Origin of the sequence: Deefgea sp. CFH1-16, assembly GCF_016881365.1 — a bacterium.
In the GTDB taxonomy this organism is placed as follows: Bacteria; Pseudomonadota; Gammaproteobacteria; order Burkholderiales; family Chitinibacteraceae; genus Deefgea.
This window is the reverse complement of the sequence record NZ_WLYT01000001.1, coordinates 3,121,110-3,136,297: the sequence shown is the minus strand read 5'-3', so window position 1 is coordinate 3,136,297 and position 15,188 is coordinate 3,121,110. Positions and strand designations below refer to the sequence as shown.

At 48.0% G+C, this 15,188-nt stretch carries 22 protein-coding genes; 19 read left to right on the top strand and 3 right to left on the bottom strand.

Features of this window, described 5'->3' with window-relative positions; all coding sequences use genetic code 11:
• The first annotated feature begins 18 nt into the window (after positions 1-18).
• The 4 genes from lysS (at position 19) to GKO28_RS17155 (ending at position 2,967) form a co-directional block, all read left to right on the top strand.
• Positions 19-1,539: a lysine--tRNA ligase gene (lysS, locus tag GKO28_RS17170; protein ID WP_182077194.1), complete on the top strand. Its 1,521-nt coding sequence runs from the start codon at positions 19-21 to the stop codon at positions 1,537-1,539.
• 163 nt (positions 1,540-1,702) lie between these two features.
• On the top strand, positions 1,703-2,011 hold the full coding sequence (locus tag GKO28_RS17165) for an Arm DNA-binding domain-containing protein (protein ID WP_203564247.1): 309 nt from the start codon (positions 1,703-1,705) through the stop codon (positions 2,009-2,011).
• Between the two features lie 4 nt (positions 2,012-2,015).
• The gene (locus GKO28_RS17160) at positions 2,016-2,570 is read left to right on the top strand and encodes a hypothetical protein (RefSeq protein WP_203564246.1); all 555 of its coding nucleotides are present in this window, start codon (positions 2,016-2,018) and stop codon (positions 2,568-2,570) included.
• Positions 2,554-2,967: a tyrosine-type recombinase/integrase gene (locus tag GKO28_RS17155; RefSeq protein ID WP_203564245.1), complete on the top strand. Its 414-nt coding sequence runs from the start codon at positions 2,554-2,556 to the stop codon at positions 2,965-2,967. Before GKO28_RS17160 ends, GKO28_RS17155 begins: the two co-directional genes overlap by 17 nt.
• Before the next feature lie 182 nt (positions 2,968-3,149).
• Here GKO28_RS17155 and GKO28_RS17150 read toward each other — a convergent pair whose 3' ends face one another.
• Positions 3,150-3,491, bottom strand: coding sequence for a hypothetical protein (locus GKO28_RS17150; RefSeq protein ID WP_182077193.1), 342 nt, complete (start codon positions 3,489-3,491; stop codon positions 3,150-3,152).
• 609 nt (positions 3,492-4,100) lie between these two features.
• Here GKO28_RS17150 and GKO28_RS17145 point away from each other — a divergent pair.
• The 11 genes from GKO28_RS17145 to GKO28_RS17095 all read left to right on the top strand — a co-directional run bounded on the left by GKO28_RS17145 (position 4,101) and on the right by GKO28_RS17095 (position 10,087).
• Complete coding sequence (locus GKO28_RS17145; RefSeq protein ID WP_182077192.1) at positions 4,101-4,316, top strand: AlpA family transcriptional regulator; 216 nt, start codon at positions 4,101-4,103, stop codon at positions 4,314-4,316.
• Positions 4,317-4,333: 17 nt separating this feature from the next.
• Positions 4,334-5,062, top strand: a complete 729-nt coding sequence (locus GKO28_RS17140; protein ID WP_182077191.1) for a hypothetical protein — start codon at positions 4,334-4,336, stop codon at positions 5,060-5,062.
• A 12-nt stretch (positions 5,063-5,074) separates the two neighbouring features.
• The gene (locus GKO28_RS17135) at positions 5,075-5,302 is read left to right on the top strand and encodes an ogr/Delta-like zinc finger family protein (protein WP_182077190.1); all 228 of its coding nucleotides are present in this window, start codon (positions 5,075-5,077) and stop codon (positions 5,300-5,302) included.
• 110 nt (positions 5,303-5,412) lie between these two features.
• Positions 5,413-5,625: a hypothetical protein gene (locus tag GKO28_RS17130; protein WP_182077189.1), complete on the top strand. Its 213-nt coding sequence runs from the start codon at positions 5,413-5,415 to the stop codon at positions 5,623-5,625.
• Between the two features lie 46 nt (positions 5,626-5,671).
• Positions 5,672-5,851, top strand: coding sequence for a hypothetical protein (locus GKO28_RS17125; protein ID WP_203564244.1), 180 nt, complete (start codon positions 5,672-5,674; stop codon positions 5,849-5,851).
• A gap of 89 nt (positions 5,852-5,940) precedes the next feature.
• Positions 5,941-6,462: a hypothetical protein gene (locus GKO28_RS17120; protein WP_182077187.1), complete on the top strand. Its 522-nt coding sequence runs from the start codon at positions 5,941-5,943 to the stop codon at positions 6,460-6,462.
• Positions 6,455-6,736, top strand: a complete 282-nt coding sequence (locus GKO28_RS17115) for a hypothetical protein (protein WP_182077186.1) — start codon at positions 6,455-6,457, stop codon at positions 6,734-6,736. The genes GKO28_RS17120 and GKO28_RS17115 overlap by 8 nt, the downstream gene beginning before the upstream one ends.
• The gene (locus tag GKO28_RS17110; RefSeq protein ID WP_182077185.1) at positions 6,736-7,107 is read left to right on the top strand and encodes a DUF1484 family protein; all 372 of its coding nucleotides are present in this window, start codon (positions 6,736-6,738) and stop codon (positions 7,105-7,107) included. Before GKO28_RS17115 ends, GKO28_RS17110 begins: the two co-directional genes overlap by 1 nt.
• Positions 7,108-7,117: 10 nt before the next feature.
• A complete protein-coding gene (locus GKO28_RS17105) occupies positions 7,118-8,215 on the top strand; it encodes a toprim domain-containing protein (RefSeq protein ID WP_182077184.1) in 1,098 nt (365 codons plus the stop codon).
• Positions 8,208-8,456: a hypothetical protein gene (locus GKO28_RS17100; protein WP_182077183.1), complete on the top strand. Its 249-nt coding sequence runs from the start codon at positions 8,208-8,210 to the stop codon at positions 8,454-8,456. Before GKO28_RS17105 ends, GKO28_RS17100 begins: the two co-directional genes overlap by 8 nt.
• A 161-nt stretch (positions 8,457-8,617) precedes the next feature.
• Positions 8,618-10,087: a DUF927 domain-containing protein gene (locus tag GKO28_RS17095; RefSeq protein ID WP_182077182.1), complete on the top strand. Its 1,470-nt coding sequence runs from the start codon at positions 8,618-8,620 to the stop codon at positions 10,085-10,087.
• A gap of 1,092 nt (positions 10,088-11,179) precedes the next feature.
• On the opposite strand, the gene GKO28_RS17090 is transcribed toward GKO28_RS17095, so the two are convergent.
• Together GKO28_RS17090 and GKO28_RS17085 are read right to left on the bottom strand one after the other, a co-directional pair.
• A complete protein-coding gene (locus GKO28_RS17090) occupies positions 11,180-11,365 on the bottom strand; it encodes an HU family DNA-binding protein (protein WP_374220745.1) in 186 nt (61 codons plus the stop codon).
• Entirely contained in the window at positions 11,346-11,498 is a 153-nt protein-coding gene (locus tag GKO28_RS17085; protein WP_182077179.1) for a hypothetical protein, read from the bottom strand. Before GKO28_RS17085 ends, GKO28_RS17090 begins: the two co-directional genes overlap by 20 nt.
• Before the next feature lie 170 nt (positions 11,499-11,668).
• Here GKO28_RS17085 and GKO28_RS17080 point away from each other — a divergent pair, with 170 nt between their 5' ends.
• The 4 genes from GKO28_RS17080 to GKO28_RS17065 all read left to right on the top strand — a co-directional run bounded on the left by GKO28_RS17080 (position 11,669) and on the right by GKO28_RS17065 (position 15,153).
• Positions 11,669-12,895, top strand: a complete 1,227-nt coding sequence (locus GKO28_RS17080; protein ID WP_182077178.1) for an MFS transporter — start codon at positions 11,669-11,671, stop codon at positions 12,893-12,895.
• 12 nt (positions 12,896-12,907) lie between these two features.
• Complete coding sequence (locus GKO28_RS17075) at positions 12,908-13,426, top strand: MnmC family methyltransferase (RefSeq protein ID WP_182077177.1); 519 nt, start codon at positions 12,908-12,910, stop codon at positions 13,424-13,426.
• Entirely contained in the window at positions 13,401-14,765 is a 1,365-nt protein-coding gene (mnmC, locus tag GKO28_RS17070; RefSeq protein ID WP_182077176.1) for an FAD-dependent 5-carboxymethylaminomethyl-2-thiouridine(34) oxidoreductase MnmC, read from the top strand. Before GKO28_RS17075 ends, mnmC begins: the two co-directional genes overlap by 26 nt.
• Positions 14,766-14,886: 121 nt before the next feature.
• Positions 14,887-15,153: a DUF2917 domain-containing protein gene (locus GKO28_RS17065; protein ID WP_182077175.1), complete on the top strand. Its 267-nt coding sequence runs from the start codon at positions 14,887-14,889 to the stop codon at positions 15,151-15,153.
• The last annotated feature ends 35 nt before the right edge of the window (positions 15,154-15,188 follow it).

Genomic DNA, 15,188 nt, shown 5'->3' with positions numbered 1-15,188 from the left:
GTATTGAGTGGAAAAACGATGAGTGAAAATCAAGTTGCAAGCCAAGCCGTCGAAGTGGCGGTCGATGAAAATCAAATTATCTTAGAGCGCCGCGCCAAGCTAGCGGCCATTCGCGCCAAGGGCATTGCTTTTCCAAACGATTTTAAGCGTGAACAACTCTCCGGCCCGCTGCACGATCAATACAATGCACTCGAAAAAGCCGATCTTGAATCACAAGCTGTCATGGTTGCCGTAGCTGGGCGCATGATGCTCAAACGCGTCATGGGTAAAGCCAGCTTTGCCACCATCCAAGACGGCACTGGCCGTATTCAGTTTTACATCAGCAAAGAAAGCGTTGGCGAAGCCGTTTATGACGACTTTAAAACGTGGGATTTAGGTGACATCGTTGCCGCACGCGGCACACTAATGAAAACCAAAACCGGCGAGCTATCCGTCCTCGTGACTGAATTGCGCCTATTGACTAAATCATTGCGCCCATTGCCGGACAAACACCACGGCATGGCCGATCAAGAGCAGATCTATCGTCAACGCCATCTTGATCTGATCACCAATGACCATAGCCGCAGCACATTCATCAAACGCTCAAAAATCATCCAGCGTTTACGTGAATTCATGGTGCACGAAGACTACCTCGAAGTCGAAACGCCAATGATGCATTCGATTCCTGGTGGCGCAACCGCCAAGCCATTTGTGACACATCACAATGCACTCGACATGCCGCTGTATTTGCGTATTGCACCCGAGCTCTACCTCAAACGCTTGGTTGTCGGCGGCTTAGAGCGGGTATTTGAAATCAACCGCTCATTCCGCAACGAAGGCATGAGCACGCGCCACAATCCAGAATTCACCATGATCGAATTCTACGAAGCGTATGCTGACTACCAACGCATGATGGAAATGGCCGAAGGTATTATTCGTGCCTGCGCCAAAGAAGCGACCGGCGACACTGTGATTGAATATCAAGGCAAAATGGTTGACCTATCAAAACCATTTACCCGTTTCACCATCGCCCAAGCCATTCAGCACTACAACCCTGAATACACCGACGCGCAATTGAATGATGCAGACTTCCTCAAGGCCGAAATCGCTCGTCTTGGCGGAAAACCGGTGCTGACTGCTGGCATTGGCGGTTTGCAATTGAGTTTGTTTGAAGAAAACACTGAAAGCAAACTGTGGGAACCCACCTTCATCGTTGACTACCCTGCTGAGGTTTCGCCACTGGCGCGCGCATCAGACACGCAAGCCGGGCTGACTGAGCGCTTTGAATTATTCATCGTTGGTCGCGAACATGCTAACGGCTACTCAGAGTTGAACGACCCTGAAGACCAAGCAGCGCGCTTCCAAGCTCAGGTCGACCTTAAAGACAAGGGTGACGACGAAGCGATGCATTACGACGCTGACTATGTTCGCGCGCTAGAGCATGGCTTAGCGCCAACAGGTGGTTGTGGTATTGGTATTGACCGACTGGTTATGCTGCTCACCAACGCCCCAAGTATTCGTGATGTTATTTTGTTCCCGCAAATGCGTAGGGAAGATTAACCGATACACCCCGATACATGCCGACAAACCGCATAAACCCTAGGTTTTGCGGGTTTTTTATTTCGATACGTTCCGGTGTGTTTCGATACTATCCGCATGTTTTTGGGGGTATCTTTGGGGGTATAATTTCAAAATACCCCCACCCAGATACCCCCAAGGTTTTATGCCACTAACAAAACTCGAAGTAGACAAAGCCAAACCCAAAGATGATGGAAAAATTGCAAAAATAGCTGATGGTTTAGGCTTATCGCTCTGGGTTATGCCCAACGGGGCGAAATATTGGCGTTTCAAGTATCGCTGGGCGGAAAAAGAGAAATCATTAGCGCTGGGTGTTTACCCTGAAGTTTCGTTAAAAGCGGCACGAACAAAGCGCGATGAGGCAAGGCGGATACTGTCAAGCGGCACTGACCCCAGCTTGCAACGGCAAAACGACAAACTTGCTCGCAAAATGGCTGAAAAAAAACAGCTTTGAGGCCGTGGCGCGTGAATGGCACCGGATTAAGTCGGCGGAATGGGCGACCAGACACGCCGAATCAGTACTGCTTTCACTGGAAAGATACCTTTTCCCCGCACTAGGCAATCGCCCAGTCAATGCGATTGAGCCACAGGACGTATTGGAGGCGCTGCGAAAAGTCGAAATGAGCGGCAAACGTGATACGGCCAAGCGCCTTAGAGAGCGATGCAATGCCATTTTTCGTTTAGCGATTGCATCCGGTCTAGCCAAGTACAACCCCGCCGCCGATCTGATGGACGCACTGCAACCACCAGTTAGCACCAAGCACCCCGCCCTGCGGTTTGATGAGCTGCCAACCTTCCTGAATGCGCTGTATTCCGGCGACAACTTCACATTGCAAACACGATTGCTACTGCAAATCATCATGCTTTGCTTTACTCGCGTTGGCGAAACCGTGCGAGCCGAATGGGATCACCTTGATTTTGAGGCTGCGCTTTGGACGATTCCTGCGGAAAACCGCAAGCTAGTGCACAAACTAAAAGCATCGGCCAACCCCCATCTTGTGCCACTTTTCTAAGCAGGTTTTGGCTGCATTCAGGGAGCTTGAGCAGCACAGAAACCCAAATAGCCCTTATGTTTTCCCGAGCTTTTCAAATCCACATGGCTACATGAGCACCGCCACACCCGGTAAAGCCCTGGAGCGGATCGGCTACGGAGGGAAAAACAAAACCAATGGGCACTTGGTCACGCATGGCTTTAGGGCAACAGCATCCACCATCTTGAACGAGGCGGGATTTAATCCTGATGCGATTGAACGCCAGCTTTCACATTCTGAGCAAAACCTAGTTAGGGCAGCTTATAACCGTGCGGAATATTTGAACGAGAGAAAATCAATGCTGCAGGCGTGGGCAGATTATTTGGACGAGGTACATCAGCGGGGCGAGGCAAAACCGCTCACACTGATTAGCCCTTAGGTTTTCTCCGTGTGTGCGTAAAAATAGCCTGATACACCTGATAACCTGATACAGACTACTTAACCATATGTATATAAAGGTATTTACTGCATCAGGCATGCATCAGGTTATTGGCTTTGTATCAGGTTATATGTTTAAAAACTCGAAAAAAGTGCTTCTATTTCATGCTGTACAGATAAAAATCACGCCTTGCCGCTCTTCATTCGGTAGCAGTTCGGGCAAATCCAACCAACATTGCGCCGAACCCGCATGGCCTTGTCGTCGTAAAGTTCCTGCATGCCAAAATCTTTGACATTGGTAATCGCAAGCTGACCCAAACCATGCGTGGCAAGCCATTGGCGAATTGCAGGAATCTGCGCTGGGTCGCTGGCTCTCGCAGTAAAAATCCGGACTTCTCGCCCAGCGTCCAACCACTCACGAACTCGCGCCAGCATCGGCTTTACTGGTTCACCAATCGCCGAGCCCATCGCGCCGTGGTACTCGGCTAACGTTCCGTCTAAGTCAACGCCAATCCATTTGCTCATAAAACCGCCCATTAAAAAGTGAGTGCAACAGCAAAACAAGGCGCATAAACGCGATATACGGGCATACAATCAAAAGACACACCAACACACAAAAAAACAAAAATAATCGCGCATGCGTGGATTGTGAGGCTGCAACGCAGGATTTAGCCCTAAACCCCGAGGCGCGCGATTGATGCCCCGCCTCTCCTCCGCCCCTCTTGGGTCGCTTGCTATGCACCTGCATAAGTCCGATCGAGCCAATGCCAGCACAGCTTGCCCAGCAGATTTCACTTTCAAAAATCTATGCGGATTTATGCAGAAAATGCAGGGGTACACATGCAGTGATTTGCCTCGCATGGCACCCCAAGCAATGGGCGGTCTATTTGTTGCTGTCGATGTATGCCGATACCACCTGATAGCCGCTTGCTGTAGCTATTAAATTTTAAAAAATGCTTCCAACTGCTACAGCTTGCCAGCCAAAACGCCACTTTTTAAAAAATCCGGTTGTGCCAGCGCTGACACAACCGCAACTAGATGCCCGATTTTTCTCCTGCTGGAATACTTGCCCCTGTTGCCATTCGGTGCACACCGGAAACGACCAAAACAGAAAACCAGCACAGGAGCAAAACAATGTCAGACAGCAACGCGCCGCGCTTAGAGCGCTTTATTTCACGAACTGCACTCAAGCACTTGATTGGCGACATTGCTGATTCGACCTTGTACGAGTGGCAAGCAAAAAACCTTTTTCCCAAGCCTGTGCCGCTAGGTGCTCAACGCGTTGGCTGGCTAGAAAGTGAAATCATCGCATGGCAACAAAGCAAAATCGCCGAACGCAACGCCAACTAAACCCAAGGGACAGCACAATGCAAAAAATTCCATTTACGGCTGAGCAAGAAGCCGAAATTAAAAATCTACAAGCGCGCTATCAAGAAGCGGTCAGCATCCATAACGAAAAAATTGCTCACTACACCGTAGCGAAAGAAAAACTGGACACCTTAAATCGAACTATTGCTGCAATTGAGAATGAAGCGCGTGAAGCACGAGAAAATAGCAAATCGCTCATTCGATCTTTAATTTTTGAAACCAAACAATTACTGAATGCCAAATCGAAAGAACAAGCCGCCTATAACTTGGTAGAGGATTACCAAGAAATCCGCACCGAACTTGTTACTGCATTAGAAATTCAATCCTTTGCTTTAGAAAAAGCCAGAAACTCAGTTGCAACATTGCGATTAAAAACAGCGCACGAAATAGGAAAAATTATTTTTCGCGTTGCAATTGATGAATTACACAAAAACAATGGCTTTTCATTATTACGCACCGCGTTAGAGCTAACGCATAACGACACCAATGCCAACCCAGTTCAAGCACTGAGTTACTCGGTCATTTCAACCCATGACAAAAAATACATTGACTATGACTATTTTAAAGATTTTCTAAAAAAGGTAGGTAACGAATTAAGCAGCAGCGAGCCACTTATTAATGACTGCTTTTTAGAGTTAATTCCACCAATTCAAAACCAATACGCAACACCTAATCTATCAATTGTTGCCACAAACAAACGCTGTGCCGAACTGGGTATCGTCTACTAAAAGGAATGCGTAATGAGTATGAATTGTCCGCACTGTGGCGAAACCATGCACATTCGCTCTAGCCGAGAAACATCGCTAATTAGTCGTGAAATTTATTATCGCTGTACCAACTTGCATTGTGGGCACATTGCAATTGCGATCACTGAGCTGATTAAAACCATTGTGCCAGCACAGTTTCCTAACCCGAAGTGCCATTTACCCGTTATCAAACCGGAATCATCAGCGCCACCACGCGGCTAATATTCAAGCGATATAAATACAAACAAACCTAATAGTTCACGCCTTAATTTATCGCGTGCGGGGATTGCTGCGCCCTATTTAAATTGCATCTACACAAAAAGGAATTAATTATGGATCAGAAAAAATGGATTGGCGTCGATTTAGACGGCACATTAGCCAAGTCCAATAAAGGAGCACGTAACAATACAATTGGTGAGCCGATTGAAGCCATGTTGAATCGTATCAAAAAATGGATTGAAGACGGCGAATATGAAGTGCGTATATTTTACTGCGCGTGCCAGCGACAGCAAGCAGATTTTTGGTATTCAGAAATGGCTAGATGATAACAGCATTGGCGGCTGCAAAATCACCAACCAAAAAGACGGCGATATGCTCGCACTATTTGACAATATTGCAATTCGCGTCGAAGAAGACACCGGCAAAATTTGCGATGAATGCCTTAATTATTTGGCTGATTCTAATTACAAATTTAACTCGCAATTAAATCACCAACCTGCAACAACAAACCAAAACAATTTCATGCGTCATGAGTTTTTAGCCGATTGCTAATTCAATTAACCCGCATTTGTTTAATTAAACCCATAAAAAAAAGCCCCCAAAGTAAAGGCTTTGGGGGCTCATCCATACAAGGACACACCATGACAATCAATTCTCACACAGGCAATTCATTATTGGCAAGCCCTATTGCAATGTGGCCTATATCACTTGACGCACTCAAACAAATGATGAAAAATGCAGGTCTTGCGTTCAATCACGCAAGCAGCTTTGACAGGCTGAATGAAAAAGCGGGACAACCGCTGCTTAGCGGTTTTTTTACGTCTGAACGCCTTGAGCGTCCGTACGTACCCGTACACGCCATAGTTGCACCTTCACTGGTGGGACGTGGTGGGGAAGCCTTCGGGCTTGCTGGTTTACTTTTTCGCCAGTCTGTCAACCCTGCCACGTTCTCGCCACCTCCGTTTGACAGCGGATGGCGGGGATTTTACCCCCATGAAAAAGGTGCATTCACCATGCCAAAACTCGCCCGTACTTTCCTGACGTATTCCCTCTTAGCTATTACTGTCATTGCGTTTGAGCGCAATACCCCCTTGATCGTTGTTGCATTGTCGTTTGCTGCTTTCTGCCTTGCCCACGTTATCGGAGGGGCTCGCCATGATTAAGCCATTCGATTTAGATCAAGCCATTGCCCTGCCGCATCCATACACCGCGCCACTCATGGGTGTAGCAAATTACACCTATGAGCTATCCGCCGAAACTGCGCTCTTGATGGCGTTGGAATGCCTGCAAGATTCTCGCACCGACCTTGACTCCAATTATCGCGAATATCACGTATGGGCCGCACTGGAATACATTAGCGCCATTGTGACGGCAGCAGGACTCAACCCAGACGCGCCCAAGCCTTGCCCCACCACCACCATTGGAGGGACTCAATAATGTGCGTTCGCCCTTACCAACTCCCTGCCACATTACCCAGCAATCCATCCGTACCTGCTTTGCGTTTTGAGCAGCTCACTCAAGCCATCGACGGCCTACAGCGTGGCGTCGCTCACTTGCCTGACGGTGGCAGCAAAAAGCAGCTCAGCGAGCATGCCGCGCTAATGCAGGCACAAAACCAACAACTTATTGACCTATTAGAACGCGTTCGTGACGAATTAATACTCTGCGAAGACGGTCTGTTAGCACTGGCTGAGCTACTCGAAAGCAGCGACACCCGAGCCATGCCATGCAGTCGCCTACATAGCCTGCTAACACCTTTACTGCAGCGCCAACACGAAGCTAACAATTACTTAGCTGACGCGCTGTGAGGAGGACGCAATGAATTCCAATACCCAACCCCGTGGCAAAGTCACGCCGCGCTTTAGCCTTGAAATCAAGCAAGCTGCACGCGGCCTATGGCCGCATATCTTGCAAACTATGGGCATTCCCGCCAAAACCTTGGATGGGCGCAATCATCCTTGCCCTGCTTGCGGCGGCACTGATCGCTTTCAATTTACGGTGCGCGGCACTGCCGCGCCGTATGGCCGCTTTGCTTGCCGTGGCTTGGACAAACAAGGCGGCGATGGCTTTGCACTGGTTATGCATGTTTTTAACTTGAGTTTTCCTGAGGCAGTACAAGCCGTCGCCAATGTGCTCGGCTTAGGCTCGCACCGTATAACACTAACTTTACCCACGCAAATCGAAGCGGCACCCACACCGCAAATCAATCACTCAGAAAAACTACAGCGATTGTTTGATGCTGGCGACGACATCGGCATGCACAACACAGCGGGGCGTTACCTCTATCAACGCGGCATTCGGGAAGATCTGATTAATCGAACCACGCAACTGCGCTATTGCGATGCGCTGGACTACTGGCATGTTGTCGATGGCAAACCCCAAAGATTAGCCAGCGGTGAAGCGCTGATCGCCAGAATCCAAAAGCCATGCGGGGCGCTGGCTGGATTGCATCGTATTTACCTAGATGTGGATGCCAATAAGCTGGCTTTGCTATATGGCGACAATAACGAAGTCCTGCCCGCCAAAAAGCTACAAACGGCACATGACGGCGCTTTAGCCGGCGCAGCTTGCCGCTTAAGACCGCTGACTGGCGAAGGACGGCTAGCGCTCACTGAGGGCATAGAAACGGCACTGGCTGTGCATCAACTCACTGGCCTTCCAGTTTGGGCGTGCATCAGCGCTAGCGGCTTAAAAACGGTGCAATTACCCGATACAGCGCGTGAAGTCTTTATTTACGGCGACAACGATCAGCCCGACCACAAAGGCCGCAACGCAGGGGCAGAAGCGGCTTACATTTTGGCAACTCGCCTACTCGACGAAGGCCGTAAAGTAAAAGTCATTTTACCGCCGCAAGCGGGGACTGATTGGCTAGATGTGCTGAATAACAATAAAACCGAGGCTAAACACAATGACTGATTTGTCACAAAAACAACTGAATGCAGATACTGCAAACAGCATGACTGAAAGCGTTACCATCACTTTGCCACGTGGCGCGTTTGAATTGGCCAACCCTGATAATGCGGCAGCATTCACTCCTAAAAGCAAGGCCGAATTACTGGGTGAAATCAAGCCGTATTACGCCGTAGATCAGCTCAAAAAGGAGTTGTTTTACCACGGCACGCGCAAAAACGGCAAAGGGGAAGTCATCCCTGTGTGAGCCGCTGCGCTTGTGCAATGCACTGGAGATTGTGGGGCATGGCTTTGATGTCAACGACGATGGTTATTGCATGGTGCAAATAGAACGCGCCGTTCGAAAAAAAAGCCGAAATCATTGCGCTACCTGATTCTGAAATAGGCGACCGAGAAAGCTGGAAACGAATGAATGGCCTAGGTTTTGCGGTATCTGCTGGTAGTGGCGAACGGGTAAATTTGGCGAACTATTTACTACAAGGCACGAAGAATAAGCCACGTTTTGACGTTCTATCTATGAGCGGCTGGAATCAGGGCAATTTTGTACTGCCAACAGGTGAAATAATCGGCGATGCAAAGCGCAATATTTTCTTTAATGGTTCGGCAAATTTGCGCGGGGGCTTCACCCCAAGGGGAAGCTTGCAAGGCTGGAACGATGGCGTATGTTCACTGGCAAGAAATAACCCGCTAGTTATGGTTGTAATGGGGCTGGCGTTTTCGGGGGCGATTTTGGAGCTTATCGACGCTGAGGAAGGCATTGGCATGCACCTGTACACGGAAACATCAAGCGGAAAAACGACTTGTGCCGATGTTGCTGCAAGTGTGTGGGGACACCCAAAACGGCTTAAAAAATCATGGGATGCCACGCCAATATCACTAACCAATTCCGCACAGGCCGCCAATAGCATGATGATGTATACCGACGAAATCGGCGCGGGAGATACAAGGCGGCTAGGCAAAGTCATTTACGCCACGATCAACGGGCAATCACGGGGGCGTGGATTAGCTGGCGGTGGTAACGAGGAAACGAAATCATGGCTTAATTCGTTGCTATCTACGGGCGAACTAGGAATAAATCAATTTATTACTGAGGCTGGCGAGCAGGTGAAGGGTGGTCAAGAAATTCGCATGCTGGACGTACCCGCTGATGGCGGCCTATACAGGGCTTTTGATTGCATTCACGACTATATGGGGGCTGATGTATTTGCTAAAGAATTAGCAACACAAGCGCGGCGTGATTGCGGCAATGCAGGACGGGCGTTTGTCGAATGGCTAATTAATAACCAAGCGCAAGTGAAGTCATGGGTAACAAAGACAGAAAGCCGTCTATTAGCTGAATTACCAAGCCATGCCGCACCGCTAGTACGTCGTGCAACGCGCAAGTTTGGCATTATCGCCGCAGCGTTAGAAATGGCAGGAGAGGCAGGCGCGACCCCATTCGCGCAAGAAGAAGCCTTTGACGCAACACGGGCAATTTGGCGGCGCTGGTTGGCTGTGTTTGGAACGGAAAGCCGTGATGATAATAGATTGATTGATCAGGCTAACGCAATTCTGGCGGCAAATCAGATGTCTCCGCGCTTTGTTTTACTGGCAAACCATGAAGGCGATTATGTGGGCGAACCTGTCTCCGTCAATATGATGGGCTATAAGCGCATTCAAGCAGATGGGGATATTTTTTATATTTTACCCCATGCGTTTAAAGATGAAATTGCCAAGGGTTTTGAACCAAGAAAAGCCTGCAAGATACTTCACGAAGCGGGGATGTTAGAGAGGGCAAAAGGTCATGATGGATGGACAGTGGTTATTGCCAGAAAAAAAGGGCGCGGCTACAAAATGAAGCTAAAACCTTGTAAGAATCCAGACGAAACTGAGCTTTAATCATTTAGTCTTAAAGCAAACCTCCGTATGCGCGTAAAACACGCCAGATTCACTTGAAAATTTGATGCGCAACCCTTAATGCATTGTATTTATTACGTTTTATTGCATAAGACACGCATCTGGCTTTGCAATTATGTATTGGGTTGAAAATTTTCATTTCTATCGATAACCTGATACAAAGCCAAAAACCTGATACATGCCTGATGCAGCAAAACCTAGCATCTATGCGGGCTAGAGGGGCGTGCATCAGGTTATCAGGTGAATCAGGCAAAAATGGAGTCTATACAGAATACGAAAAAAATAACTTACATATACGTAAGTGTTATGCAATTTATCCACTACACGATATGATTCTTTCTCACACGAAAAAGCACTCGAACGAGCATAAAAATGATGACCAACACAACCAGTAGCGAGCAGCAAACCGAACCCCAAAAAAAAACGCCGTGGCCGCCCTCCTCTACCGGATAGCACGTCCCGAAATTCAGAAAGAACAAAAAGCTATCGAGACCGACTGAATGCAAAAGCAGCACGCGAAAGTAAAGACGGTGTTTTTTAAATAAAGTTGTGCAACTCAATGCCGTGGTGCTGGGGCAAACCCGTGAACAGTTAAAAATGTGTGCCAAGCAGAACAACATAACCATCGGTGAGTTACTCAACCACTTGGTAGAAAAAAGTGACTTAAACGCCATTTTTAAAGTAAAGTGATGAAATGTTGGAAAAGACCAAGTCGTCTTGCAGACTAAATAAATGTCTTTTATTTACAACAAGCATACCAACAGCGCCTGAAATAACGTTCAGCCCGCCCCTTCTTTAACAATTCAGAGATTTACCCTGCCATTGGCCTACAAATGCCCGATTTTGCCTTCTTTAAAATCATCTGGGGGTATCAACGGGGGTATCTCTGATAGCAATCAAAAATTATTTGTTTGTTTTCAATTGGTTAAACGATGATTTTTGTTCCCGCAAATGCGTCGGGAAGATTAAGCATCACCTGTATTACTGTCTAGGCCATTGAAAATATAGCCTAGATAGCAATACCTATAAAAAAACCGGCGACAAGCCGGTTTTTTGTTGCTTTCTAATCAATGCTTACACTGATTTTTCTTGCGCAGCATCATGCTGAGCAACCGCGTCTTTGAGTGCTTTTGCCGCGGTAAACTTAAGTACACGCTTGGCGGGGATTTGCACGGCTTCACCGGTACGAGGGTTACGCCCTACTCGCGCATCGCGTGACTTTAATGCCACTTTAGCCACATTAGGCAAAAACCACTTCACCACCACCACTGACTGTCGCCAAAATCACCTCGGACAAGGTTTCAATGGTTGCCGCAACCGCTTTCTTAGAAACCTCTGGATGATCAATTGACACTAGGTTATGGACAATCGCAATTAATTCAGTTTTATTCATAAAAGACCTTTTAATGGGCGCAGCGCATAGATTAGATAAGCTATTATGCCGCAGCCCATCAAAATAAGCTTTAGCTTTGCGCATAGTTTTTCATTTATGCAAAATGCACTATTCACCTCGCTTTTAAATAACAATCCGAGGAAAATGCGAATGTCACACAGAGAGATGACATGAACACCAGCAGCCAATCGCCCAGTCCCAACATCACATTTTTAGCGCTTTTATTTCCTCTGGCCTTAGTTTTGTTTGAATTTGCAACGTACATTTCAAACGATATGATTCTGCCAGCAATGCCAATCATTGTTAATTCATTTGCAATTGATCCAATTCATATTCCATCGGCAATGTCGATTTGTTTATTGGGTGGCGCCAGCTTGCAATGGTTACTTGGCCCACTTTCAGATCGAATCGGCCGTCGCCCAGTCATGTTGGCGGGCGTATTGCTATTTATTCTATCTTGTATTGCCATCGTATTTTCTGAATCTTACAGTTGGTTTTTATTTTGCCGCTTTTTGCAAGGCACCGGCATGTGCTTTATCGGCGCAGTTGGCTACGCCGCCATTCAAGAAAGCTTTGCTGAAGCCACCGCCATTCGTGTTACCGCTTTAATGGCCAATGTGGCGTTGATTGCGCCGCTCATTGGCCCCTTAGCAGGGGCCATGGTGTTGCAAGTAGCCAGTTGGTATTGGATCTTTATTTTTGTGGCGATTATTGCTAGTTTCTCAGCGTTCGGCCTCTGGCGCTTTATGCCAGAAACTTCACCAAAGATTGATACACCATTGCGTTTTGGACGCTTGCGCCAAGACTACACCGCAGTGCTGAGCAACCGTCGCTTCTTAGCGGGTGCCATTTCCATTGGTTGCACCTCAGCGCCTTTATTGGCCTGGATCGCCTTGGCGCCAGTGATTTTAATGCAAGACGCGCAATTATCCACAATTGCCTATGGCTATTGGCAAACGCCGGTCTTTGTCGGTTTAATTTTAGGCAATCTAATCTTGGCCAAAGTCGTGACCAGCGTGCCGATTTACCGAATTATCAAGCTAGGCTCGATTCCGTTAATGGTGGGCCTTGCGATGACACTGTGGCTATTTAAAGCACCAATGGATTGGCAATGGCTGATTGCGTCACTCTCAGTGGCCGCCATTGGGATTGGTATTATCAATGCGGCACAATTTAGATTGGCATTATTTGCCAGCGACCAAAGCAAAGGCACGGTTTCCGCCATGCTGGGTATTATTATTATGGTGATTTTTTCAATCGCGATAGAATCCGCTAAACTCGGCCATGAACTTTGGGGCAATCGTGGCTTTATTGTGATCTGCTTAATTATGGGCTGCTGCGCCATTAGTGCCAGACGTTATTTCTTACGCGGACCGCTTGGCGAACAAGCTGATTAATTGAGTACATCAATGCAAGACACACCATTGATCAAAGCCGACGCTGAATGGCCAGCAACATTTCAGTCTGCTTTGCACCACACGCAGACGGCTTTACTTAGCCACCTTGCCACCAGTCACCCCCAATCGAATCAATCAATTCTCAGTCTCGATTGGGCGCAGGGTGCGGCATTCTTGGCAACGTGTCAGCATTGGCTCACGACTCGCCCTGCCACGGCACGGCTCCATTTTGTCAGCCTGATTCCGAGTACATTTCCAGTCAGCAATTTGCAAAGCATTGCCCAGCAATACCCCGAATTTGCCAGCTTGATCCATCAATTACAGGCAATGTGGCCACGCTGGCAAACGGGGTTTCACCGGCTGCATTTAGTACAAGGGCAAATCAGCCTTACCCTTGTGTTTGGCGACCCTGCACAGCTCTGTGAAATCAGCAGCCCAATTGATCTTATTTACCTAAATTTAGCGACGCCATCATCACTCACTAACGCTCATTCAATGCAAGCAATTGCGTCGCCTTGCCACGCAAAATAGTTTGGTCATTGGGCAATGCAATGATTCGCTACTTCGCCAGTATTTAACTCAAGTTGGCTTTATATTGCCAGCGACATCCACAGACGATTTTTGGGTAGCAACAACGCGTCAACATCGCCATGAGAGTAAAGCAACACCCATCGAGCCAGAAGCCATCATCATTGGCGCCGGCATGGCGGGCTGCGCCATGGCCAACCAGCTCGCCGAGCGCGGCTGGCAAATCAAACTGATCGACACCCAAGCCGACATCGCCAGTCAAGCCTCAGGCAATCATGTGGGCCTTTGTCACCCAACACTAAGCCGTGATGATAATTTCCAAGCCCGCCTATCACGCGCAGGCTTTGCCGCCACACAACAAAAGCTCAAGCTGCTAACTCAGCAAGGCATAGAGATTCTTTTTGGTGCCGATGGTCACTTGCAATTGGCCAAAGACAGCACTGCGGCGGCGTTGATGCAAACAATCAGCGCCGAACAACCGCATCTTGCACAGATGGTTCGCTGGTTAGATCGACAACAATGCCAGACCCAGCTGGCGATAGACTGCGAATTTGGTGGTTGGTGGTTTCCAGAAGGAATATGGGCCAATCCGTACAGTATTTGCAAGGGGTATATTAGTCAATACGCCCATTTAATTGATCTGCAACTCAATACCCATGTAGATCAAATTAAACTAATCGATCAGCACTGGCATCTTTACGATGCCGAACAACAACTGATTGCCAAAAGCAAAATGCTGATTTTAGCCAGTGCCAATGATGCGACTCGCTTAATCCCCGAGGCCGAACTACCGCTCTCGGCGAGCTTACGCAGCGTGTCCAAAGTTTGGAGCGGCGATCTACCCGCAAGCACTTTCAGCCTTTCAGGTCTGAGTTATTTAACCCCTGCTCTCGCTGGCTGGCGCTGCGCAGGAGCAAGTCGCGTTGACACCCAACATCCACAATATGCAGAACAACAAAACCTCGACGACTTGAGTCAGCTCATCGGCACAACCGTAGTCACCAGCAAATCCATTGAAACTCGGCTATGTTTTCGCCCCAACTCATCAGATCGACTACCTTTGGCAGGTCAAATCCCAGAGCGCAATACTATCTCTCGCTCAGTCGATCAGCTCTTTCAAATCCCTCGTCAATCCGGTCTATATGGTCTACTGGGGCTTGGCGCGCGCGGCATGACCTGGCATGTTTTGATTGCTGAAATGTTGGCGTGTCAACTCAATCAAGAGCCACTTCCTATTGAGCGCAGTCTTGTCGCAGCAATCGATCCAGCACGATTTGCTTTGCGTGAGCTGCGCAAAGTAGTCCATGGCTTGCAGAAAGAATGCAGAAAGCCCTCAAATTGAGCATAACAGTTATGAATTATTCGCAATTGAATGCTCAACTTACATACAGTTTGCCACTAAGCAGCTGGGCTGAATCGACGTATAGTTGATCTCATCCCAAACCGTTACGAGGGCTTAAATCATGCAAACCACTCAACTTAATCACGCCCAAGTAAATTCCTTGCAAGCGAAACATTGCTGGATACATTGCGAAGCAGGTCAGCTATGGCTTAGCCACGATGGTGAAGATATTGTGCTTGAGCGGGGGCAAAAATATTTTGTTCATCAAGGTGATTTAGTCGTTATCGAAGCATTGCAAAATAGCCGTTATCGGGTACAAGCTAATACCGCAGTCAGCGTTCAGTCAGCACCAAAGACTGCGATTCCCGCAGCAGCACTGGCGCAGTAAAAAGTCGGACTTACCGTTAATCTGCCATTCTGAAC